19 protein-coding genes are annotated in these 23,903 nt (G+C 35.2%); 1 reads left to right on the top strand and 18 read right to left on the bottom strand.

The window, feature by feature from the left end:
• Positions 1–208: 208 nt before the first annotated feature.
• From V7024_RS04655 to V7024_RS04675, 5 genes are all read right to left on the bottom strand, one after another.
• The gene (locus V7024_RS04655) at positions 209–1,408 is read right to left on the bottom strand and encodes an ABC transporter permease (RefSeq protein WP_335516304.1); all 1,200 of its coding nucleotides are present in this window, start codon (positions 1,406–1,408) and stop codon (positions 209–211) included.
• Complete coding sequence (locus tag V7024_RS04660; protein WP_335516306.1) at positions 1,405–2,085, bottom strand: ABC transporter ATP-binding protein; 681 nt, start codon at positions 2,083–2,085, stop codon at positions 1,405–1,407. Before V7024_RS04660 ends, V7024_RS04655 begins: the two co-directional genes overlap by 4 nt.
• Positions 2,082–3,272, bottom strand: a complete 1,191-nt coding sequence (locus V7024_RS04665; protein ID WP_335516310.1) for an efflux RND transporter periplasmic adaptor subunit — start codon at positions 3,270–3,272, stop codon at positions 2,082–2,084. The genes V7024_RS04660 and V7024_RS04665 overlap by 4 nt, the downstream gene beginning before the upstream one ends.
• A gap of 419 nt (positions 3,273–3,691) precedes the next feature.
• Positions 3,692–3,868, bottom strand: coding sequence for a hypothetical protein (locus V7024_RS04670; protein ID WP_335516313.1), 177 nt, complete (start codon positions 3,866–3,868; stop codon positions 3,692–3,694).
• A 151-nt stretch (positions 3,869–4,019) separates the two neighbouring features.
• Positions 4,020–4,361, bottom strand: a complete 342-nt coding sequence (locus tag V7024_RS04675; RefSeq protein WP_335516316.1) for a hypothetical protein — start codon at positions 4,359–4,361, stop codon at positions 4,020–4,022.
• Between the two features lie 1,529 nt (positions 4,362–5,890).
• Between V7024_RS04675 and V7024_RS04680 the strand changes: the two genes are divergently transcribed.
• Positions 5,891–7,606, top strand: a complete 1,716-nt coding sequence (locus V7024_RS04680) for a methyl-accepting chemotaxis protein (RefSeq protein ID WP_335516319.1) — start codon at positions 5,891–5,893, stop codon at positions 7,604–7,606.
• A 386-nt stretch (positions 7,607–7,992) separates the two neighbouring features.
• Here the strand turns inward: V7024_RS04680 and V7024_RS04685 are convergent, their stop codons facing one another.
• The 13 genes from V7024_RS04685 to V7024_RS04745 form a co-directional block, all read right to left on the bottom strand.
• Positions 7,993–9,333, bottom strand: coding sequence for an MFS transporter (locus tag V7024_RS04685; protein WP_335516322.1), 1,341 nt, complete (start codon positions 9,331–9,333; stop codon positions 7,993–7,995).
• A 19-nt stretch (positions 9,334–9,352) separates the two neighbouring features.
• Positions 9,353–10,387 (bottom strand): ABC transporter substrate-binding protein, encoded by a 1,035-nt coding sequence (locus tag V7024_RS04690; protein ID WP_335516325.1) that lies wholly within the window; start codon positions 10,385–10,387, stop codon positions 9,353–9,355.
• On the bottom strand, positions 10,384–11,166 hold the full coding sequence (locus V7024_RS04695) for a DUF3919 family protein (RefSeq protein WP_335516327.1): 783 nt from the start codon (positions 11,164–11,166) through the stop codon (positions 10,384–10,386). The genes V7024_RS04690 and V7024_RS04695 overlap by 4 nt, the downstream gene beginning before the upstream one ends.
• Positions 11,167–11,232: 66 nt before the next feature.
• Positions 11,233–12,663 (bottom strand): sensor histidine kinase, encoded by a 1,431-nt coding sequence (locus V7024_RS04700; RefSeq protein WP_335516330.1) that lies wholly within the window; start codon positions 12,661–12,663, stop codon positions 11,233–11,235.
• Between the two features lie 10 nt (positions 12,664–12,673).
• A complete protein-coding gene (locus tag V7024_RS04705) occupies positions 12,674–13,342 on the bottom strand; it encodes a response regulator transcription factor (RefSeq protein ID WP_335516332.1) in 669 nt (222 codons plus the stop codon).
• 495 nt (positions 13,343–13,837) lie between these two features.
• Positions 13,838–14,662 (bottom strand): SGNH/GDSL hydrolase family protein, encoded by an 825-nt coding sequence (locus V7024_RS04710; protein WP_335516335.1) that lies wholly within the window; start codon positions 14,660–14,662, stop codon positions 13,838–13,840.
• Between the two features lie 100 nt (positions 14,663–14,762).
• The gene (gene tagU / locus V7024_RS04715) at positions 14,763–15,686 is read right to left on the bottom strand and encodes a polyisoprenyl-teichoic acid--peptidoglycan teichoic acid transferase TagU (RefSeq protein ID WP_438824433.1); all 924 of its coding nucleotides are present in this window, start codon (positions 15,684–15,686) and stop codon (positions 14,763–14,765) included.
• 387 nt (positions 15,687–16,073) lie between these two features.
• Positions 16,074–17,102, bottom strand: coding sequence for a UDP-glucose 4-epimerase GalE (gene galE / locus V7024_RS04720; protein ID WP_335516338.1), 1,029 nt, complete (start codon positions 17,100–17,102; stop codon positions 16,074–16,076).
• A gap of 174 nt (positions 17,103–17,276) precedes the next feature.
• On the bottom strand, positions 17,277–18,548 hold the full coding sequence (locus tag V7024_RS04725; protein WP_335516341.1) for a hypothetical protein: 1,272 nt from the start codon (positions 18,546–18,548) through the stop codon (positions 17,277–17,279).
• A 321-nt stretch (positions 18,549–18,869) separates the two neighbouring features.
• Positions 18,870–20,036 carry a nucleotide sugar dehydrogenase gene (locus tag V7024_RS04730; protein ID WP_335516344.1) on the bottom strand — a complete coding sequence of 389 codons (1,167 nt, stop codon included), beginning with the start codon at positions 20,034–20,036 and terminating at the stop codon, positions 18,870–18,872.
• Positions 20,037–20,041: 5 nt separating this feature from the next.
• Complete coding sequence (locus V7024_RS04735; protein WP_335516347.1) at positions 20,042–20,953, bottom strand: sugar transferase; 912 nt, start codon at positions 20,951–20,953, stop codon at positions 20,042–20,044.
• Between the two features lie 24 nt (positions 20,954–20,977).
• Positions 20,978–22,321, bottom strand: a complete 1,344-nt coding sequence (locus V7024_RS04740) for a flippase (protein ID WP_335516350.1) — start codon at positions 22,319–22,321, stop codon at positions 20,978–20,980.
• Between the two features lie 3 nt (positions 22,322–22,324).
• The gene (locus tag V7024_RS04745) at positions 22,325–23,596 is read right to left on the bottom strand and encodes a glycosyltransferase family 4 protein (RefSeq protein ID WP_335516353.1); all 1,272 of its coding nucleotides are present in this window, start codon (positions 23,594–23,596) and stop codon (positions 22,325–22,327) included.
• Positions 23,597–23,903 lie beyond the last annotated feature (307 nt).

The raw sequence follows: 23,903 nt of genomic DNA on the forward strand, positions 1-23,903 counted from the left end.
ATTTTGAGGTGGGAGTATTGCTGCCCGTTAATGCGGGATAAAAACCACTTTTTTCAGATGGGCGAGAGCGTCTGGCCATGCTTGGAGCGGTCAGGGCCCTTTTCTGCCACAGACAATGTTAAAACAAAGCGAGCAAGCAAGTAGCATATCACTTTTTGTTTTACATAACAGCAACTGGGATATTGAAGAATCAAAATGGATCTATATATTATTCATAGCGCAGCGCTTCGATTGGATCTAATTTCGCTGCTTTGTTTGCTGGAATTAATCCGAAAATAATGCCGAGCGTCATGGAGAATAGGACGCCGCCAAGCACAACTTCCCACGAAACAAGCGGTGGCCATTTCGCAAATGTAGACACGATATAAGCGCCTCCGTATCCAAGACCTATTCCGATCAAACCGCCAAGAAGTGTTAACATCACAGCCTCGATTAAGAATTGAAGCAATATTTTCCCGCGCGTTGCCCCAAGTGCCTTACGAACACCAATTTCGCGCGTACGCTCCGTAACAGATACGAGCATAATATTCATAACGCCGATGCCGCCAACGACAAGGGAAATACCTGCAATACCACCGATAATCATCGTCATAATACCCGTTACTTTTGAGACGCTTTCTTTCATTTTCTCAATATCGACAACTTCATACTTCCCTGGAATATCATTTGGTTTGCGGTCATTTAAAACGCCAGCAGCTTTTTTCCCGCCCGCTTCCATTTGATCAACATTTTTCACTTGTACTGCAATATTTTGAATTTCACTTCTTCCATATAGTGTTGGCCAAAGCGAAATCGGAATTAATATTTCCGACGGTCCCATGCCCATAAAGCTATTATCTGATTTATACACCCCGATAATTTGCAATGGCTGGCCTTTTACCTCGATAATTTTCCCAACAGGATTTTCTTTCGGGTAAAAAGTATCCTTTGCTTTCGTACTAATCATCACAACGTTATTACCCTGCTCAACATCTGATTCATGTAAAGAGCGGCCTTCAGTCAATTTGATTTTATTCACCGCAAAATATTCACTATCAAGTCCAATAATATTAGTCATGTCTTTTTTATCATTAATATCGAGTGGTTCCATGCCCGAATTCGTCGTAACAACGTGACTAATCTCTGGCAATTCTTTCAGTGCGAGAATATCTTCATCTTTTAATTCTGGACGTTGCCCGATCCCCATCGAATATGGATCATCGATATCCACTTGAAACTGAAGTGGAATCACATTATTACCTATACCTGCAAATTGAGACTTCAGCATTGCTTCCCCGCCTTGCCCTATCGCAACGACAGTAATAATCGAGCCAACACCGATAATAATCCCAAGCATCGTTAGTGCGGAGCGCAGCTTATGAGCTAGAATAGAAGAAAGAGCGATTTTAATACTATCTAGTAAACTCATACAGCACACCTTCTATCTTCTGTAATTTTCCCATCTCTGAGCACAATGCGGCGAGATGAATACGCTGCTACTTCCTCTTCATGCGTAACCATTACAATTGTTGTGCCTTCTTTGTTCAGCTGGGTGAAAATATTCATAACTTGCTCACCCGATTTCGTATCAAGCGCACCTGTTGGTTCATCGGCCATAATGAATGTTGGATCATTGGCAATTGCACGTGCAATTGCGACACGCTGCTTTTGTCCACCTGACAATTCATTTGGCAAGTGATGTACGCGATCTGCTAAGCCAACTTTTCCTAATGCCTCTAATGCCCGCTCGCGGCGATCTGCTTTCTTCATACCGCCGTAAATAAGCGGAAGCTCTACATTCTCCACCGCCGAAAGACGAGGCAGTAAATTAAAGTGTTGGAACACAAAACCGATGTATTCATTTCGAATGAGCGCCAATTTTGACTCATCTGCTGTTAAAATATTTACATCATTCAGCATATATTCACCTTCTGTTGGACGATCAAGACAACCAATAATATTCATAAGCGTTGATTTCCCCGATCCAGATGGTCCCATAATCGAAACAAATTCACCGTTATCAATCTTTAAGCTAATACCGTGTAAAATTGGTACAGCTAAACTTCCTTGATAATACGTTTTATGAATATTGCTTAAGGTAATCATTTTTTCTTCACTTCCATTCCGTCAAACACTTTATCGGAAGGATTTTTAACCACCTTTTGTCCTACTGTTACGCCTTCAACTACTTCAATCCAATCTCCATCACTTGAACCTTTCTTCACCATTTGCTTGCGAAGCTTTCCTTTCTCCTCTACATACACAAATGATTCCTCTTTTTCTGCTACAATACTTTTACTAGGAACAGCAACCATTTTCTTATTCTCTAAGTTTACTTGAATAGACACATGGTATCCTGGTGATAATCCATCTTGAGAATCTAATGATGCTTTATATGTGTAATAAGACATAGTTTGTCCTGCTTCTCCGCCTGCTGCAGCTTGTGTATTTACTTCCGCACTTGTCGGATATTCACTTACTTCTGTAATTTTCCCAGCCCATTTCTTCTTCGGCGCTGCCTTTGCCGTCACTGTAATCGTTTGATCTTTTTGGATTTGTGATTTTTGAAGTTCCGTTAATATACCTTGAATTTGGAATGCATCTTTAGAGGCAATTTGTAAAAATGCTTTCCCTTGACCACCCATTGCTGGCGTAGAACCTTGCGACGCATCTTTATCAAGCTTTTGCACAACACCGGCAAAATTACTGTAAACAGTAAGCTCTCCTCGTTTTTTCTTTAATTCTTCGATATGAAGATTCCCTTTTTCTTTTTCAAGATCAGATGTTTTTTGTTGCATTTCTAATTCATTTAATTGCGATTCTAACTGATCGATCATTTCTTTCGTCGCTCCGCTATCCTTCGCTTTCTTAATATCTTGTTTCAATGAATCTATTTTTTTCTTCCCTTGATCAAAACGCATAGAAGCCACTTTTTGTTCGATTTCTGCTTGCTTCACTTGTAAATTAATTTCTTCATTATCATAAGAGAACAGCTTGTCCCCTTTGTTCACTTCTTGTCCTTCTTTTACAGCAATATCTTTCACTTTTCCTTTAGTCGCATCTGCATAGAAACTCTCAATATTCCCTGGCTTCACTTGACCGGAAACGAGCTTTGTATTATTGAGCTGACGTTCTGTTACTTCCGTAAACTTCACATCACCTGCTGTGCTTCCTTTTTTCTTGCTCTGCATGATAAAAATATTTACAGCAGCAACGATAATAATAAGAGCAATCACTCCAATGATAATCCACTTTTTCTTTTTATTCGGAGTACGAACGGTATCTGGTAACATTGTCTCTCTCCTTTTGTTTAAATTGTCGATATAATTAAATTATACAAACTTTTCCAAAATATCTCAACAAACATAAGACATTTATTACATTTATATGACATAGTTTGGCATACATACTATAAATTGTATCAAATAATGTCATATTTTGTTACAAATATGCATATATGCATATTTTTCTTAAACAAACGTTTGATTAATATGGGAAACTTCAGAGAATTCTCCATCTCCGTACTTTTTTCTAAAATTTCCGATATATATTTCACTTCTGTACAGTTAGTCATTTATGAGAGTTTCATTCATTTTTTGAAGTCAGTTATTGGATTCGTGGAATAGTAAATAAACGTCAGCGGCTATATAAGGTGGACTTAATGGGAATTACAATGCCAGTCTTAAAATTTGCAAATGAAATATTGAAAATCTTAAATAGAGCGTTTTTCATCTTGTTCCTTATTTTCATTCCCTTTAAGATTTGGCTCATATAGTTCATTTAATAAGTGGTTGTATTCACTTCGTGTAATTTCTTTATTATACAATTGAATTAATAAATCTTTATGTTGTTTTGAAAAAGCTATTTTATCAAAAAACTTAGGATACATAGCATTACTCCCTCCATTTCCTATTAAATCTTATATTTTGCATTCTTCATGAGAAGTGAAAAAGCCCCTATCATAAGATAAGGACTTTTCTGCTGACGTGTCTATTCGACAAGCAATGCCCACAATTACCCCTATTTTAATACTATTCAAGCTATATCTTCTTATCATATAAGATTCTTCCTAATTGCAGGTAATCAAGAATAGCTTTTTCAGAAAATCTATATAGTCCTTCTTTTTCCTCCATTCGACCAATTAAACTTATTAATTGATCAAAGTATGATTCTTTTACTGAAGAAAGCTCCCACAGGTTATGGTATTCCCTCCCAGGACCCTTTTCATTGAGGACAGTTGTGCATTCTTTACACCATACCTCCAAGCTTTGAATTACCCTAGTATCAAACATTTCGTCTTTTTTAATCCTTACATTACCTTTCCAATCTTGAAGATGCTTTTTACACTGCAAACAAATTGGTGCATACATTTCTCTTTTCATAAAATCACCTCTATAATCATAATATAGCAATAAATAAATAATAATTATAAAAAATATATAATTTCACATAAATGTGCGATTGAGGCACATTTATGTTTAGATCATAGACTACATTTTATCGTAATTTCCTTTTAATTCATAACAAAAATCCTGCTCTTAAGTTATGTAGCCTAATTTAAGGTTACCTAGAACATACCCTTATTAAAAAGAAACAACTGCGTTTACTTGTGATTGTTGCTTTTTCTATATTAATACTCAAATGGTAAATCCGAAACCAGCTGTTCTTTTTCATTATCATTCATCACTACTACTCGATTATGATCCATCAAAAGACACACCCGCTAACATTCTAATGTTAATAAAAAGCCCAACAAAAAATTTTTTCATAAGCCATCCTCCGTGTCTGTTTCTTTCAAAATAGCATGAGGGACTATCCATATAAGCACCCTTCCTGCATACTAATAACTTGTTTTGGAAACAACTCTTGCTTTATATTCTTCTGGAGAACATCTTCTGGTAATTTTTGTGCTAGGAATATACACTTACTTACAAAATAAATCTTCTTTCATGAAAATTTGTCATTACTATTTTTCCTTTCCATGTTTTCACCTCGCATAATTTCCTAATTGATCAAACCCCCATCAAGTATACTGTCTATTTATGTTGAAAAAGTGAAAAGCAACCAATTTGTAGATAAATATGCAAAATTGCATATTTTAAATTCTATTGCTCATTATTCGCATAGAAAACAAAACCTTAGATTACAGTTTGTAAAGATGTACCTTCGCAAACTGTTACGCATTACCTACGAAACATAGAAGAAGCTTATCTAAAATGAACAAATGGAGAAATAGCTAAAATTCGATATAATATATAGGGTAATTAAAACTATATATATGCAAGTTAAAAAAACAACATAAAACCCCCTTTCTTTTAGAGGAGGACGAGAGCATCTGGCTGTGCATAGAAGCGGTCAGGGCCTTTTTCTGCCCCATGCGAGGTTTAAAACAAAGAGAGCGAGCATGTGCGGATTATGTGGTATTGCTATATAGCAACGATTTATATGTCGGAAAATTAAAATGGATTTATATGCAAAAATAAAAGAATGATCTGTATATGAACCTATTTGTTCAATACACAGATCATTTGTACAATGATTATAAAATAATATAATAGCAACAAATCCTACTTACATTACTGCTTTTAAAAGGTCTGCTACTAACGGAATTACTGCACCTAGAAATTTTAAAACTGCCATTGCGATTTCCATGAACATGCCCTCCTGTTTTCTGAATATTTAATATCTTATATTTTTATTATATTTTAAAATAACAATATTTACAACCTATTTCGATATGCAATATTTCATAAAACAAAACAGTTTATCAATAAGAAAATAAACTCATTCATATCCAAACATTTCAATACAAAAAAGCGAAAAATTATAGACATTTTTTGCTTTTTTGTTTTTTTACCACAATCCGTATATTATAATATAATGATAAATAAGAAAGATGTGGTGTATTAGAATGTTTCTAAAAAATAATAAAATTAGTACAAAACTAAATGTATTAATGATTACAGCTATTATTGCATGTATTCTCTTATCAATTATAGGATATAGGGGATTAATAAAGACAGGCACAGCTTCTAAAAGTATGTATGAAGACAGGTTACTTCCAGTTTACTGGATAGAGTCTGTAGAATCTAATTTCCATTATAATAATAAAAACCTTGTAGAACTTATCCTTTCAGCTGATGAAAATCGAAATAAACAAATATTAACTACAATGGACGGAATACGCAGCGAGAATAATCAACTACTAGAAAAGTATGCGGCTACTATCAATTCACAGGAAGAAAAACAATTATATGAAGATTTTCAAAAAAGTTACCAAGAGTTAAAAACCAAAATAGATAACACAAAAGACTTAGTGAAGAAGAATGAGCACGATGCCGCTTATGCTTATTATATGAACGAAATTGATTCGGCTACGAAAAAGTCAAGTGAGAGAATTAAAGATCTCATTAAGTATAATGTTGATAAGGCAAAACAATTACAAGAAAATAACGCTAACAGTGGGCAAAATACACTGCTAATGTTTATTATTATTTCGGTTATAGCGGTTGCATTTATTATATTTATTGGATATATCATTAAATCTGCTATCCAACGTCCAATTACTTTATTACAGCATGATATGAAAGAAGTTGCAGGCGGAAATTTAGTCATACGTACTTCTTATCAAGCAAATGATGAATTAGGAAGTATCGTTATTTCTTTTAATCATATGTTGGATAACTTACAACAACTAATGGAAAAAATAAAGGTAACGGCACAAGAGGTTACTACCTCAACTGATAGCATGTTGAAAAATACAAACCAAGCATCTCAAATCTCTAATGAAGCTATGCAAATAATTCATGAAGTGAACAAACAAATATTAGGACAAGTTACGAGTATTCAAGAAAGTTCAATCGCAATGAATGACGTAGCAGATGGGGTTCAAACAGTAGCTGAATCCGCAGCAACTGTTGCGGAAGTATCTGTTGCTACAACAAATCGTATAGATAGTGGAAGTAAAGTAATTAAGCAATCTATTACGCAAATGAATAGCGTGCACAAAACTGTTGAAGAAACATCTGCAGTGATTGAACGTCTTGTTATGCGTACACAAGAGATAGATAAAGCGTTAAATGCCATTACAAATATAGCGGACCAAACAAACTTGCTTGCCTTAAATGCTGCAATTGAAGCAGCACGCGCAGGGGACAATGGAAAAGGGTTTGCAGTTGTTGCAGCTGAAGTGCGAGACTTAGCTGAACAATCCAAGCAATCTGCAAATGAAATTAATGATTTAATTAAATCCATCCAGCAAGACACGAAAGATACCGTTCGAATTATGAAAAAAGGGCAAGAAGAAGCAAAACAAGGAAGCAACGCTGCTAATGAAGCAGACCAAGCATTTTCAACAATCATGACAGACGTTCATAAGATATCGCAGCAAATTCAAGAAGTCTCAGCTACAACAGAAGAAATGGCTGCTGGGACAGAAGAAATTAACGCTTCATTATCAGCAGTATCAGAAACTTCTACAAAAGTAGAAAACGATACGAATGTGACTGTACAAGCAATTCAAACACAGGCATCATCCATTACAGAAATAACAAATCAATCTATGCAAGTAAAGAAACAAATTGAGGAGTTAGAAGGACTGCTTGCGCAATTTAAAATTAAAGAATAACTTATACAAGTTAAAAAATTGACCTAAAAACCCCTTTTTTTAGGGGGGCGAGAGCATCTGGCCTTGCATAGAAGCGGTCAGGCCCTTTTCTTGCCACATGCGAGGTTTTAAACAAAAGGAGAAAGCAAGTGCGAGGCTTCTATAAAAGTGCCCACTCTGAGTCAGCAACATATCCATATACAGAAATCAAGAAGAAGATAATCCCCTATATACAATAGGGAGTTATCTTCTTTTTCTTTTTTAATAAACTCTTTCAATATCTTTAGCGAGTGCAGGTCATTTTTTCTTCTGCATAATAGCAATCTACGAGGGAGAATATAATTTAAACAAACGTTTGATTAAAAAAAGAGAACCTACCAATTGATAGATTCTCTTCTCCAAAATTATTAAGCCAGTTTCTTCTTAGACTCTTTTCTCTCATGACCAAATTGAACGATAAATAAGAATACAGTAGATAAAATACCGCCGGCTAATAATAGAATGAAACAGCCGTCCCAACCAGAGCGATCAACGATAACACCAATCGCTGCGTTTGCAACTAAGCTTCCTCCTAAATAACCGAACAGACCACACATACCAACTGTTGTACCTACTGCGAATTTTGGTACTAATTCCATTGCACTTAAACCAATTAAAAATTGTGGTACGTAAATTAAGCAACCAATAATCGAAACTGCCGCACTCACAACAAGTATATTCGATGCTTGCCAGTATACGAGCGTTCCGATAACAACACCAACCATACTAAACACACATAGTGGCATACGTTTTCCTTTGAATAACTTATCACTTAACAGACCTACGATTAATGAACTTGGAATTGCCATTGCTTCAAAAATTGAATATGCTGCATGCGCTTCTGTTTTTGTAAATCCTTTAACCGTTGTTAAATAAATTGGTACCCAGTTAATGACACCGAAACGAATTAAATATACAAATGCATTCGCAATACATAAATACCAAATAAATTTGTTTTTCACTACATATTTCATCAAAATTTCTTTTGGTGACATTTTGTTGGCATTGTCTGCCTTCTCAAGATCTTCATAATCATTGCGATATTCATCAATTGGTGGAAGACCGGCAGATTCTGGTGTATCCTTCGCATTCACCCACATAAGAATGGAAATAACCATTGCAATGATCGCCGGGAAGATAAACACGCCGGCTTGCCAATGACTTTCACCGAAAATACCAACACCAATTCCAACAAGCGGTGGTACAAGCATCGCACCAACATTATGTGAAATATTCCAAAGTCCTGTTTTCGTACCGCGCTCTTTCTTTGAAAACCACTTCGTCATTACAGTACTACAAGGAGGCGCTCCCATTCCTTGGAAAATATTATTGAACACTAATAATGTTAAAATCATGCCAAATGAAGATGCAAAACCAAAACAAATATTTATAATCCCTGACAAGAATAAACCAACCGCAATAAAACGCTGCGCATACGCTTTATCTGATAAATTTCCCATAAAGAACTTACTTAGTCCATACACAATCGCCACAACGGAACTTAATAAACCATATTCCGTTGTACTAAAACCATATTCTTTTATTAAGTACGTACTAGATAACGCAAAGTTACTACGAACTAAATAATACGCTGCATACCCAACTGAAATTCCCAGTAACACACGAAGACGTAGTAGGCTGTATACTTTGTCAATCATATTCGCTGGCAAACGCTCGATTGCTGGTGCAGGCTTAAGCCAATTAAACATATTATCTCTTCTCCTTTTTTCACTTTTGAGAGAGACGTTGTCTATTCCATAACTCGATCATTCCACTATCTGATACTGACCGATTCATTTTTCCAACCGGCTGACTTTGCACTTCTTGCTGTCGTTCTGTAAGCATCGTTGGTACGCCAAATGAAACCTTTTCTAAAATATGCCCCGCTTCTTCCGATAAACAATAATCAATAAATAAATCCGCTATAATGCCACTCGGTGCATGTTGTATTTTAGAAATCGCATTAACAGATAACCCTGTTTGCTTTGGTACCTTACTTACAATCGGAAAGCCTTGCTTTTGCAGCATACGCTGGTCTCCTAAGAAATTAATGCCGATGATCGCTTCGCCGCTCGCAACATATTCCGCAGGCATATAACCATTAACTGTTACTTTTGCAACTTGTTTGGCAAGCCCTAGCGCATAATTGTCTGCTTCTTCTTCTCCAAACGTATCCAGTAGTGATTGAAACAACGTATACGCTGTTCCTGATACATTCGGATCAGGCATAACGATCTTCCCCTCATAAGCAGGATGTAATAAATCTTTCCATTCTGACGGATACGAAAGTCCAAGCGGTTCTATTTCCTGTTTCCATCGCTCTTTATTAATAGCAATTGCCAGTTGTTCTACTTCATAGCCATACCAATAGCCATCCTGATCCTTTACGGCTTTTGAAATGTTATTAGCATGCTGACTTGTGACAGGAACCGAAATGTTCTTTCGCTTCATCGTTTGATGAGCATCGACTGTGCCCCCAATAATGACATCTGCTTTTGGATTATCAGCTTCCGCTTCTACCCTTCTTAACATCTCTTCTGTAGAAAGACGAATAAATTCATACGTACACCCGCGCGCCCTGCAAAAAGATGATAACAAGGCCTCACCAACCTCTTCACGGGCTGCTACATAAGCAACGAGATGACGGTCTTTTAAGATTGGAAGACCGCTCTTATCATATTTAATAGTGGCTGTATCTCGAGAGCAACTAGACATCGCTCCTCCAATTACTAGCAAAAAGAAGAAAAAGGCTATCTTTTTCATGAATAATTCTCCTTTACAAATAAAGCTGCTAGGGAGCCTTTCATATACATCACATTTCCATTATTATCGCCGAGATATTGGACAATAAAGTAATCACTATATACAGAAATCGTCAGAATATCCTCGCGTCTATTCTTAATTTGTTTTCCATTTTGATAGGCGGTTATGTAAGCAATTGGGTTTTTCTGTGCATACAACAAATTTTGAATTTCTGCATAATCCGTAATTTGTTTCGCTTGCCGGACCCTTGTGAGTATCGGATCCAAATCGGCAGCACGCACACCATCACCTTGCCGCACAACCACTTCCTTTGCATTCGCAAAGAAATCACTAATTCTCTCAGGCGTATAATATAAACTTAACAAATACGTTTGAAGCGCGGAGATCATTGGATCTGTACCAATCTTTCCGTACACATCTGCCTCATACTGAAACAAATCACCTACTGCGAACGTACGCTTATGTCCGTTCAAGTACGTTATTTCTCCAGTAAATACTTTCTCTCCGGCATCTGCATGATTCTTTTCCATCCGAATCCGATCAAAAAATGAGATAATCGCATGCAGACGAACTTCGTCTGTGACAACGACCTCTCCCCACTTTTCGTGCTTTACTCTTACTTCAGTAGGAACAGATTCATTTGCCCCTTTTAAAACGGCTTGCTTGTCATCTACAATTGTGACGCGGTTGTACAACTGTTCTTCAATGAAATAAAACAAAAGGACAAAACACATCATACAACAGACAAACAAGAGAACTTGAAATGATAGCCTTTTCATTTCTGCTTACCTCCAAGATAAAAAAACGTTGTTTCGAAAATACCGCATAAATGTTTCATAAATGTATCATTTAACCGCTTTCAAGTGTTTTATATCTTCCATATACCGCGGTAACAGCAATGTGATATACACCATCGTCCCCATATCCTCACTGCTTTCAATCCGCATGCTTCCTCCTTGCTTACTCATAATCTCCTTACAAATAAACAAACCGTATCCGTTCCCATAACTAGAAGATAACACCTTCCCATTAGAAGAACGATTCCATTCTACAAGTACCTCTTCATCCATTCCAATCCCATCATCATAAATGAGCAGCTTTGCTTCCTGTTCATTTATAACGGTACTTATCCTTAACTGGGAAGCATCACTATATTTAATCGTATTATCAAATACATTTAAGAAAATCTGCTTCGTCTTATCAAAATCAGCCACAACATATGTAGAATATAACTCATTCACAACCTCGATCTCATATTGCTGCAAGCGCGGCTTTACAATCGAAACGGCTTCATCCACAATTTGTTTTATATCCACAATCGTCGGTGAAACTTCAAACGTACTCGTTCCATACTTCGAAGATTGCAAGAGCTCCTCCACTAAAGAGAGTAAACGCTGACTCTCTATCGAAACATAATGAAGACTTTCTTTCACATCTCGTTCATCCTGCAATTTTGGAATTAAATCGACATAACCAATAATAGCAGTAAGTGGTGTTTTCAACTCATGCGTAATCCGGTCCAAGAAATCCTTCTGCTTCTCCTTCTCTTCCCGTAATTGCGTCATATGCAACTCAATTGCATCGGCCATCGCATTAAAAGAAGCTGACAACTGCGCAATTTCCACATACTCTGTTAACTCAATTTTGCTTTTATAATCACCATTGGCAAGACGCTTTGCCATTTGTCTCAATTGATCAATTGGCTTATGGAGAGACTTCGCCAAACGAATCGCAAAGAAAATACCCGCTGCCACTAAACAAATTGATGTTACAACAAATGTCCAGCTCACATTCATCAATACTTCCTTCTCATCACGCAATTCATCTACAAACCGGATGGCCCCGATCACTTCATTTCCGTAATAAACGGGACTCGAAAACAATAACAACGGAGCTGGGTTACCATTTTCAACAACATAGGCCTTCTTCCCTTGCAACGAACGCTCAATATCGACATTCCGATACAGCAGTGCTCCTTTTTGCGTATCCGCCACAACTTCTCCGTTCTTCCCGATCATCTGGACACGGACGTCCATCCGCTTTGCTAAATAAGAAGCAATTAATAACGAATTGGGCCCAAGCGTCTCCACTTCCGCTTCTTTCTCTAAATAATTCATCGTATATATTTGAGCTTCCACACTTAACTTCTCGAGCGAACTGGCCGCATTCCGGTACATACTCTTTTCCAGCGCAATATAAACCACCATATAAAGAAGAAACAAAATGGGAATCAATAACCCTACTATACCAAGCACCATATTTCGTTTTAACGACATCCAATCACCTTTAACAATCTAACTTATAGCCAACGCCATAAATTGTTTTAATACTCTCTCCGCTACCCCCAAGCTTCTTCCGCAGACGCTGCACCATAATATCAACTGCTCTCGTATTGCCGATATATTCAAAACCCCATACTTTCTCTAACAACTCATCCCTCATAAAAACACGCTGAGGATTCATTACAAACAACTGGCACAAATTAAACTCTCGGTACGTCAAATGAATTTCTTCCGCGTTCACATGCAGCTTTCGTTCCTTTGGACAAATCACAAACTCACCGGCCCGAATCACTTCATGATGAATCGTTTCCTTCTTCTGTACACGCCGCGTCATATTTTTCACACGCAACAGCAGCTCGGCATAATGAAAAGGCTTCGTCACATAATCATCAGCGCCGAGCTGCAAACCAAGCAACTTATCATTCATCTGACTCTTCGCCGTTAACATTAACACGGGAATATCACGATCCTTCTCCCGAAACAACCGAAGTAGTTCATAACCATCTATATCAGGAAGCATCACATCTAAAATCAACACATTCGGCTTCTCTTCCCATCTTTGCAGCGCCTCATTTCCATTTGCCGCCGTAAGTACTTCATAGCCTTCCATCTCTAACTGCATCCGAATTAAATTACAAATGCTCGCTTCATCATCAACTACAAGTATTTTCATAGAGTACCTCCTTTCGAGCTATCTATAAATTGAAAAACCGACATAAAAACCTCTTTCTTTTTAGGGTGGATGAGAGCATCTGGCCGTGCATAGAAGCGGTCAGGGCCTTTTCCTACCACATGCAAGGTTTAAAACAAAGGGAGCAAGCAAGTACAAGTCATGTTGTTTTCTCCATAGCAACGGCTTATATGTTAGAAAATTAAAATGGATATAGTAATGGAAATTAAAAAGACGACATAAAAACTCCCTTTCTTTTAAGGAGGAGACCGGAGCATCTGGCCTCGCATAGAAGCGGTCAGGGCCCTTTCCTGCCACATGCGAGGTTAAACAAAAGGAGAAAGCAAGTAGCAGTCATATTGTATTCTGCATAGCACGGGCTTATATGTGATTTATATAGTATAACAAACATTAAAAATGAAAATAGAGGGAATTATCGACTATATATTGACGACAATTCCCTCTATTACAATCACTAATCATTCTACTAAACTATCATTATTTTGCAACGAAATAATTCGTCACATACTGTGCCCAAATCTCATGACCTTTCGCGCTTGGGAAACCAAACTCATCTTGTAAATATGGTAAGATGCCCTTCGTCGTTGGATCTGGCCATACTTCCCAATGATTAATATATGTATAACCGTTTTGCTCAGCAAGCTGCTTCAAAGCAGCAATCGCTTTCGGATAATTCTTTGCATTGTACACTGGGTTTGGCGGTTGGATCATAATCACCGCATCCTTCGCCCCTGTTTGCAATGATTTTACAAACTTTTGCGTATTTGCTACAGAATTACCATTACCCGATTTACTATTATCTGTAACAAACGGCGGTTCAAATAAAATCACATCTGGCTTTGCATCTGCAATCTCTTTATCACGATTCTTCGCAATTAAATCATCTGTACTTTCATCTTTAAACTCTTTTACAGTAACATTCCAAAGCGATTCACCATACGCCTGCTTTAAATTAGCAGTCAACTTTGCTGGCCAAGCATCAGCCGCTGAAGCTTGATCCCCAACAATAACAAGATTCACAGCCTTCTTATCAGCTGCTGCTTTCTTCAACTTTTCCTTTACCGCATCAGGTAAATTCTTTGCATAAGCTTCATTAAAAGACACCTTTGTTTCCGGCTTTTTTTCTTCTGTCTTTGCACTTTGCTTTTGTGTACTTACTTCTTCCACTTTCGCCTCTTGCTTTGTTTCCCCCGCTTGCTGCGTTGCATTGGCAACTTTCTTATTCCAATACAACTTACCGCTCACAACAGAAGCAACAAATAACACCAAAACCAAAAGCACAAGTAATGCTTTTTTATTCATTCGTTCACCCCATCTGTTCATCTCATACTACATATATATTAGTATAAAAGCATGTAAAAATAAACCCAACTACTGTAAGAGTAGTTGGGTTTGTGGAAAATTATTTCTTAGGCAACTCAAGATGTTCTTTTAATTTATTAGATAAGTTTTGACGGTCCTGCTCTGGTACGAAATAGTACCAAATTTTATCTTGTATATGACCATCTCCAGGAATTTGAATATCCTCTTTATTTTGTAGGCAATCTTTGTAGTTCTTTTGCATATCAAACATTTGATCTTGCGTTAGATTTGTTTTCACATTCTTCTGAATCGCTTTTAATACATCACCATAGTTAGCAAGTGACGAGAAGTTAGCACCTTTTGAAATAACAGCCTCCATCACTTGACGTTGACGCATTTGACGACCAAAATCACCACGAGGATCTTGTTTGCGCATACGAGTATATGCTAAAGCTTCCTCACCTGTTAAATGAATATTTCCTTTAGCAAAATGGTGTGCATCCTGCGTAAACTCTAAATCATTATTTACATCTACACCGCCAACAGCGTCAACAATATCTTTAAAGCCTTCCATATTCACTTCAATATAGTAATTAATTGGCATATCTATAAATTTCTCTACTGTTGCAACAGACATATCCACGCCGCCGAATGCATAAGCATGGTTAATTTTATCTTTTTTACCTTTACCAACAATCTCTGTATACGTATCACGTGGAATACTTACTGTTTTCATTGATTTTGTTTTTGGGTTTAATGTAATAACCATTAAAGAATCCGAACGTCCTTTATCATCCCCGCGCTCATCTGCACCTAATAACAAAATAGAGACAGGTTGAGATTCTTTAACTTTAGCTTTTGCTTCTTCTGCGCCCTTACTATTATCTTTATCACGTTGCAATGGCTTATGTACTTCATTTAATGTATTAGAAACTGAAGAATATACATGATAAGCATAAGCTCCTGTTCCAATTATAAGTACACCTACAATCCCTAATATCCAAAATAGGATTTTCTTTTTCATCCCTTTAACCTTCTTTCTATTTGTGCACTAATTCTTTATGCTCATATCCGCTCAGGAACTGATTTCACTACAGCCAGGAAGAATCAATTACCTCTTCAATAGAAAATAACGCTTTTTACCTAAATGTCGGATAGGTTGTATTATTTCTTGATGATACTAATATAGATAAATCAGTTGAACTAGAATCATTATACGATATATTCATCTTTTTATCAGTCACAATATCGCATCCTTCTACTAATTTCAGGACTGAAAATATAACTTCATTCTCTATATTATACATTCCATTTGTCTTATAATGCTACAAGAGACTATATGTACACCTACACCATCACTAATAAGAAGGTAATTTCTAATGGTTCCCACTTCTATCGGTGCATATATCTTTTACCTAGTAATCTGTTCATGTTTATAACCATACTTATTATCGGACTGCCATCTCCACGAATCTGCGCACATTTCTTCAATTCCTCGTTTTGCTTTCCATCCCAATTCTCTTTCGGCTTTCAAAGGGTCTGCAAAGCATATTGCAACATCACCTGGTCTTCGCTCTATAACTTTATAAAGAATCTTTTTCCCTGACACTTTCTCGAATGCTTGTACCATCTCTAACACGCTATAACCATTTCCTGTCCCAAGATTATACGCTTCTACTCCTGTTGTCTGTAATACCTTTTTAAGAGCCTCCACATGTCCGTTAGCAAGATCAACAACATGAATATAATCACGTACGCCTGTACCATCTTTTGTTGGATAATCATTACCAAACACTTTTAATTCTGCTAACTTTCCAACTGCTACTTGTGTTACATATGGCATTAAATTGTTTGGAATTCCATTTGGATCTTCGCCAATACGACCACTTTCATGTGCACCAAATGGATTGAAGTAACGGAGCAATGCAACACTCCATTCAGGATCAGCCAAAGCTATGTCATGCATAATTTGTTCAATCATCAATTTTGTTTGACCATACGGATTTGTTGAGCTTAAAGGAAAATCTTCTGTAATTGGTGATATTTTAGGCACACCGTACACCGTTGCTGATGAGCTAAAAATCATCTTCTTCACATTATGTTTTTGCATTACATCACATAAGACCAATGTACTTGTAATGTTATTATGATAATACATAAGCGGAATAGCTACTGACTCTCCAACAGCTTTTAAACCAGCAAAATGAATTACTGCATCAATTATATTATCTTCAAAGATTGTGTTCATTGCCTTGTAATCTAGAAGATCCTCTTTATAAAATTTAAATTGTCTTCCTGTTATTTCTTTTACTCTGTTTAACGCTTCTACCGAACTATTAGAAAGGTTATCAACCACCACAATCTCATAACCACTATTTAATAATTCTACACATGTGTGGCTACCAATATATCCCGCCCCGCCGGTTACGAGTATTGCCATAATCAATCACTTCCCCTTCTTTATCATAATATATATTTCTTTATCTAACTAACAATTTGGAAAAAGAAAATATATTATTTCTCTCTCCGTTAAACTAATCGAGCGGGGGCTCTTCTGAATTCGCACACTTTCTCATTAAAAGTAAACTTTAAAATGTTTAAGTTCATTTGGAGACTAAAAAGGTGTCGTTTCATAATTAGTATCACTAGCTCTTTGTATATTGTTATTTCTATCAATTCTATATTTAAAATTTAATCCATGAGTTAATCCGAAAACAAAACAAAAAACAGTAAAATATGTAAACCATCCTTCGAATATAGGTTCAACCATAAATGTTAAAAACATAGCTGTATACAGACCTACAATCAGACCTTTTAACAATAACGGCTGATTAGACTTAATGAAATTATACAAAGCTGATAATCCCAAAAATGTTATTAGCAATAATAAAAAGAAGGACAAAATGCCAACGTCATACCCCACATCTAGCCACATATTGTGTGCATAATTTAAACTTAACGATGTTTTTCTTCCTCCGGTTGGATTTGTAAATAACCCCATAAACGCTTCCTTCCAAGATTCAAAACGAGGATCGTTTCTCATATCCATTTCATTAAAGCGAGAAAATAGGGGATATTGTAATAAAAAGTATTTAATGTCCATATTGTTATCATATAAAAATTTAATGAACATCACAGAAAGTATCCCAACAAACCATTTCACAACCCTTAGAAATGTTGTTTTTTTAACTAATAAACTGACGGCTATTAATGAAGCTAAAATCAATATAAAACCTGTTCTATTTGCTAAAATTATAATCCCATACAAGCTAATCAAAAAAGATAAAAAACATAAAAATTTTAGAGCTTTTCCATAACGTAACTCTTTAAAGCTCATAAAACAAATCGGAAGTATTACCAAACCAAATGACAAGTACGTATTAAATCCCGTAGCGCTAATAAGACTATCGTTCCAAAAATTTAAAACTACACGACCATTCAATGCCCTAGTTGCTGCTTCTATGCTACCATACGTGTTGATTGTTTTCATTAGACTTAAAACTGAAAATAACGCAAAAGAAAAGATTACACCAAAAATAGTATTATAAGTTAATTTTTTATTCCCTCCATCTTTTCTTGCCAAAAGTTCACCTAGCATAAATAAGCATACTGGATATAATAAATAAGAATAGAAATTGAAGCTTGAATATATATATCCATAACTATTCATTGTAAGGCTATAAATAGTAGAAAAAACAATGATTATACCCACAATAATAAAATATCTAACATTAAATCTATGAAATGCTAGATGCATCACTAAAAATGGTAGTAATAAAAAGGGTATAAACATTCCCTCTCCTCTAAAATTAAGGCAATATAGTACAAGGGCTAAAAAATATAAAACTTGATTTTTTTTACCTTCATGAACTCCAGAAATATCCAATAAAAACAACTCCTAAAATAAAACCTTTACTATTCTATAACAATTTATTTAATTCAAGAATGGCTTTTTGTAAATGTTTGTGGTGTTTTTATCCATATACAGAACCGCAAAGCTTTAAAACTGTAACATTACATTTATTGAAGATTTATTATAATGAGATCAACAATCTATATATAAGTGAGTAGCTTTTTCGTCTTCTTATTCTATATAAGTTAAACGGTTTATTTATAGTTCTTGCATAATTAAACTAATTTAAGCAACTTTTTTACTACTTAACCTGTATGTTGAAATTCCAAATTACTTATACATACTTCTTGACTTTTAATCTCTACTAAATAAATCTCTTGTATATACCTTATCCTCTACTTCACGTAAATCATCTGATAATCTATTAGCAACGATTACATCACTTACCCTCTTAAATTCTTCAAAGTCATTAATTACTCTAGAATTATAAAATGTCTCTTCATGAAGAGTTGGTTCGTATACAACAACTTCAATCCCTTTTGCTTTAATACGCTTCATAATCCCCTGAACAGCTGATTGTCTAAAATTATCTGAATCCATCTTCATTGTAAGTCTATATATACCCACAACTTTAGGATTCCTATTTATAATCATTTCTGCAATGTGATCTTTTCTCGTTCTATTTGCATCAACAATTGCTGTCATTATATTATTAGGAACATCCGCATAATTTGCTAATAGCTGTTTTGTATCTTTAGGCAAACAATAGCCACCGTATCCAAATGACGGGTTGTTATAGTGATTACCAATTCGCAAATCTAGGCCAACCCCATCAATAATTTGTTTTGTATCTAACCCTCTTACTTCTGCATATGAATCTAGTTCATTAAAAAAGGCCACTCTCATAGCTAGATATGTGTTAGCAAATAATTTAATTGCTTCTGCTTCAGTTGAATTTGTAAATAATACAGAAATATCTTCTTTAACAGCTCCTTGGACTAGCAAGTTAGCAAATATCATTGCTCTATCAGATTTTTCACCAACAATTATACGTGAAGGATATAAGTTATCGTATAAAGCTTTACCTTCTCTTAAAAACTCCGGTGAGAAAATAATATTATCTGTTTCGAACTTCTCTCTTACCTTCTCTGTATACCCTACCGGGACTGTTGATTTAATTATCATTATGGCTTCTGGATTAATAGATAAAACATTTGCAATCACAGCTTCGACAGTTCTTGTATTAAAATAATTCTTATCTGGGTCATAATTTGTTGGTGTTGCAATAATAACATACTCTGCATCCTTGAATGCCCTATAATTATCTGTAGTAGCAATTAGATTTAAATCTTTTGTTGCCAAGAATTCTTCAATCTCATTATCTATAATAGGTGATTTCCTATTATTAATCAGATTTACTTTTTCTTGAATAATATCAAGTGCTATTACTTCATTATGTTGGGCTAGTAAGACTGCATTAGATAAACCCACATAACCTGTTCCTGCTATTGTGATGTTCATTTCAATCACACCCTCAATAATTTTTTTATAAAACGTTTTGGTTTAACTAAATAGTATTCTAGACGGGTACCATAGTGATTCTGAAAATTCTTCAGTATATCCTTGTTTAAATCTGGATCATCAAAGGTACATTTCGGAAAAGTTTCATCAATTTCCACATCATAATGGGATGTAACCCTACTATGCGTTCCAGAACCATCTAATCCAATATTTTTTATTCGAGACTTAACCGGATATACAGTAAGCAAATCTTTCTTTGATTGTGTATAGCACCACCGAATTGCCCACGAGTCTATGATTCCCTCCATTTGGGAATCTAACATATTTGCCATGTCTCTCCCACCACGATTAAATTGATTTCTTAAGCGTCTATTCCCTTTAAACTCCGTGTAGTCTTTTACATCCCAATCCACTTGATTCCATCTATTCTTCCATGTTGCCCAGCCCCAACTGCAGCCTCTATAAGAATAATAAATTTCACTCTTATAATCTTTAGGAAATGCAATTGGTATATTATACCCACTAATTGACCAGACTTTCTCTAAGTCATTGTAGTAATTTAACGCATCATTCATATACGTTAAAAAATCAGGTGTTGTTACTAAATCATCTTCTAAAACGATTACTTTTCCATTTTCGTTAATAATTTCGCTAACTCCATCAATTACAGATTTAGCTAGCCCTTTATTTATCTTTGCTTTGTTAATCTTAAGTGATTTAAAATATTTTTTTTCCTCGATAGTATCAATATACTCTCGCACTGCTCTTACCTTTTCCAACGAGTTCTCATTCTTAGCTGCATCGGAAAAAATAAAGACAGTGGATTCCCTTGCTAGTTCATTTTTAGCCAAAGCTTCTATTGTTTTTATTGTATGTTCAGGTCGATTGTAAACAAAAATTATAACCGGAGCTAACATTAAACTGCCTCCATCATTTAAAATTTATAGCTTCTTCAAATTAAATAAATATTTTGGGGAAAATGCCCTTATGATCATGATGCTGGATATTCGTGTTTTTTTGAAGAGCGCTAGCGCAAAGACATTTGCAAAAATTTGGGCTATAAGAGTTGCAAATGCTGCCCCAAAGCCACCATAAGTAGGTATCAATAGATAATTTAAACCTACATTTATTACCAAACCTACTAAAGTATAAAATAACGTATACTTTTGCAGATTTTCAACTAATAGCCAGATTGACCTTGCCGATCCTAACGTTGCAAAAGTACCAGCCCATACGCTCACTGTAATTATATCTGCTGCATGGTTATATTCTTGCCCATATAAAATAGACACAATAAAATCTGAAAATAGAATGATAAACAATCCAAACACTATTCCAATCCATGCAACAATTGAATACAAAGTTTGCATAGCATTTATATACTTTTCATGGGTTTCTAACTTTTTCTTCATAATAATAGGCTGGAATGAGGTAATAACAGCTAAAGGTACAAAATACCACATATTCGCAATTTGGCTTGCAGCTGAGTACATACCTAATTCCTTTTTATTTGTCAACATGGAGCCCAGCATCACCTTGTCAACTTGCATATAAAGCGTTACCATAAGTCCAGAAAGAATTAAATACCAGCTTTGCGATAATATTTTTTTTGCATATTGGAATTTAAATTTCCATTTTGTATAAGACGTTCTATTTTTAAAATATGCAATCACTAGTGCTATTCCTACAATCAATGCATCAGACATATAAATGAGAGCTAGATGGAATAAACTTCCCTCCAAAAACACAAAAGCTACTTTGAGTAGAGCAGAAAAAACGTATGCACCCATACGAATCAATGAAGATATTTTCGATTTTTGATGTGCTTGTATCCAATATTCAATGACTTCTAATGATTTAATAATCATGGTAAATGACATAATCATTACAAGTAAATGAACAAGAGGTTCATTTGGTGCGAACAATCGAATAATTACACTGGTCAAAAAAGTTAAAAAAGTGCCACCTATTACTCGTAAGACTAAAGACGTATAGAGTATCGTTCCCTCTTCTTCTTCTTGATGTACAATCGATTTAATAGATAATGTTTCTAACCCTAGTGTCGATAAAGCCGTAAACAAGGTGACAAAAGCTAAGGCATAATTGTATAATCCATACCTTTCTGGCCCCAAATATCTAGCTACTAGTGCCATAACAAATACACCGATGACCATAGTAAAAACTTTATCCCCAACTAGCCAACTTGCATTACGCATAATTTTTGCAGCAACTTCATTACCTTTTATTCGTTCAAACGATAATGCAATAATATTTTTAACTTTCAATGTCTATACCTTCTTTTGCAAAATATCTTCATATATCTCTATTAGACGTTTTGTATTTTTTATAGAATCATGCGTTTTCAAAGCATGTCCTCTTCCATTTTCAGAAAATTTCAAAGCCAGTTCATCATTTTTAAATATTTCACACACATAATGAGCTAACATATAAGGAGCATCTGTTTGATATACAAAACCTTCCTCTTTATGTTTTAACATATCAGACACACCGCCAACATCTGAAGCAACACAAGGAACCCCTAATATCATTGCTTCCCCTAAAGAATTGGGACTATTTTCAATAGTTGATGGACAAACAAACGCATTCGACTGTAGGTATCTTTCACACATTTGTTTTTCACTTAATAGTCCAGTAAAAACAATTTTATCTTGAAGATTATATCTTTTAATCAACTCTTTGATATACATTCCATAAGATGAAATTTTCATCTTTTCCTTTAAAGTTTGGGATTTTGTTATATCAACGCCTCCAATATATAACTTTGTATTAGGAAACTTGTCTAATATCAAAGACATAGCTTCAATCATAAAATGAAGCCCTTTTATAGGATACGATCCTTGACTTAAAAAAATAGAATGCCTTTCTATTTTTTTTATGTCCCACTGATAGTTATAAAACTCTTCTCTTAATGTTTCATCACAATGATGATAAATTACATTGGAATTTATTTGAGTAGTACATGCTTTATCCCAAGTAGTTCTCCCAATAACGTTGTTTACCTTTCTTAATGATTCAATTTCAAATTCCCCACGTTTAATAAATTCTTTCTGTTGTTTTTTGATATTATCCCGTTTTAATAAGTCCCTAAAAGTATACCTATTTTGAACATTTACAGGTAGGGATAACATATAGTGTTTAGGAATAATAGACACTAAACCTTGGATGGATACAACAGTCTTAATATTTTTCTTTCTGCAGACATTTACCATCGAAAGCGTATGAGTAAATTCAGTACCAAAAATATGAACAATATCTGGCTTGCATTGTTCTACAATTAGCTCCAGGTATTGATTATTATTGATTTGATTCAAATCACTACTATTTACGGAAGGAAATGTATAATATTTCATTTCTTTTCCTTCCAATAACCTTACGTCATTAAATCTCTGATTGGGAAATGCAACAGATAGTGACACATCCTTGGTTAACGAAAGTGTTGCAGATGCATTCACTAGCCATCCCCCAAAAGGAAGTACTTCCTCATTTAGAAGTAAGCTGGCCTCTGGAAGAGGGATATTTGTAAGCCACAATATTTTCATGAACAAAACTCTCCTTAAACCTTCACTCTAAGTAACCATATAATTCTTACATATTAAATTTAAAAATATAATGATAAAAAAATGTATCCTATACTACCTAAAGAAATTTCACATAGATATGATAAATTCTCTATAAGCAAAACTTATTAATAAATAGAAGCACCGTTTCTAAAACCAAAGTATACTCCTTTGGCATTTTAAGCAATACTCAGATGAATTCAGAATAACCTTGCCCCGATATTTTTAAACTAAGTAAAAAAGACATTTAAGATACTAAGTCTCTTACCAATTTAAATAGGTTTTATTT

The sequence above is a fragment of the Bacillus sp. JJ864 genome, from assembly GCF_036963045.1.
Lineage (GTDB): Bacteria > Bacillota > Bacilli > Bacillales > Bacillaceae_G > Bacillus_A > Bacillus_A pseudomycoides_C.

Excerpts from the sequence above, each read along its gene's own strand:
- V7024_RS04730 (WP_335516344.1), bottom strand. The coding sequence starts at position 20,036 with ATGAACATCACAATAGCAGGAACAGGTTATGTGGGTTTATCTAATGCA.
- V7024_RS04680 (WP_335516319.1), top strand. The coding sequence starts at position 5,891 with ATGTTTCTAAAAAATAATAAAATTAGTACAAAACTAAATGTATTAATG.
- V7024_RS04690 (WP_335516325.1), bottom strand. The coding sequence starts at position 10,387 with ATGAAAAAGATAGCCTTTTTCTTCTTTTTGCTAGTAATTGGAGGAGCG.
- V7024_RS04745 (WP_335516353.1), bottom strand. The coding sequence starts at position 23,596 with ATGAAAATATTGTGGCTTACAAATATCCCTCTTCCAGAGGCCAGCTTA.
- V7024_RS04700 (WP_335516330.1), bottom strand. The coding sequence starts at position 12,663 with ATGTCGTTAAAACGAAATATGGTGCTTGGTATAGTAGGGTTATTGATT.
- V7024_RS04675 (WP_335516316.1), bottom strand. The coding sequence starts at position 4,361 with ATGAAAAGAGAAATGTATGCACCAATTTGTTTGCAGTGTAAAAAGCAT.
- V7024_RS04710 (WP_335516335.1), bottom strand. The coding sequence starts at position 14,662 with ATGAATAAAAAAGCATTACTTGTGCTTTTGGTTTTGGTGTTATTTGTT.
- V7024_RS04705 (WP_335516332.1), bottom strand. The coding sequence starts at position 13,342 with ATGAAAATACTTGTAGTTGATGATGAAGCGAGCATTTGTAATTTAATT.
- V7024_RS04735 (WP_335516347.1), bottom strand. The coding sequence starts at position 20,953 with ATGTTAGCTCCGGTTATAATTTTTGTTTACAATCGACCTGAACATACA.
- V7024_RS04665 (WP_335516310.1), bottom strand. The coding sequence starts at position 3,272 with ATGTTACCAGATACCGTTCGTACTCCGAATAAAAAGAAAAAGTGGATT.
- V7024_RS04660 (WP_335516306.1), bottom strand. The coding sequence starts at position 2,085 with ATGATTACCTTAAGCAATATTCATAAAACGTATTATCAAGGAAGTTTA.
- V7024_RS04685 (WP_335516322.1), bottom strand. The coding sequence starts at position 9,333 with ATGTTTAATTGGCTTAAGCCTGCACCAGCAATCGAGCGTTTGCCAGCG.
- tagU (WP_438824433.1), bottom strand. The coding sequence starts at position 15,686 with ATGAAAAAGAAAATCCTATTTTGGATATTAGGGATTGTAGGTGTACTT.
- galE (WP_335516338.1), bottom strand. The coding sequence starts at position 17,102 with ATGGCAATACTCGTAACCGGCGGGGCGGGATATATTGGTAGCCACACA.
- V7024_RS04670 (WP_335516313.1), bottom strand. The coding sequence starts at position 3,868 with ATGTATCCTAAGTTTTTTGATAAAATAGCTTTTTCAAAACAACATAAA.
- V7024_RS04695 (WP_335516327.1), bottom strand. The coding sequence starts at position 11,166 with ATGAAAAGGCTATCATTTCAAGTTCTCTTGTTTGTCTGTTGTATGATG.
- V7024_RS04655 (WP_335516304.1), bottom strand. The coding sequence starts at position 1,408 with ATGAGTTTACTAGATAGTATTAAAATCGCTCTTTCTTCTATTCTAGCT.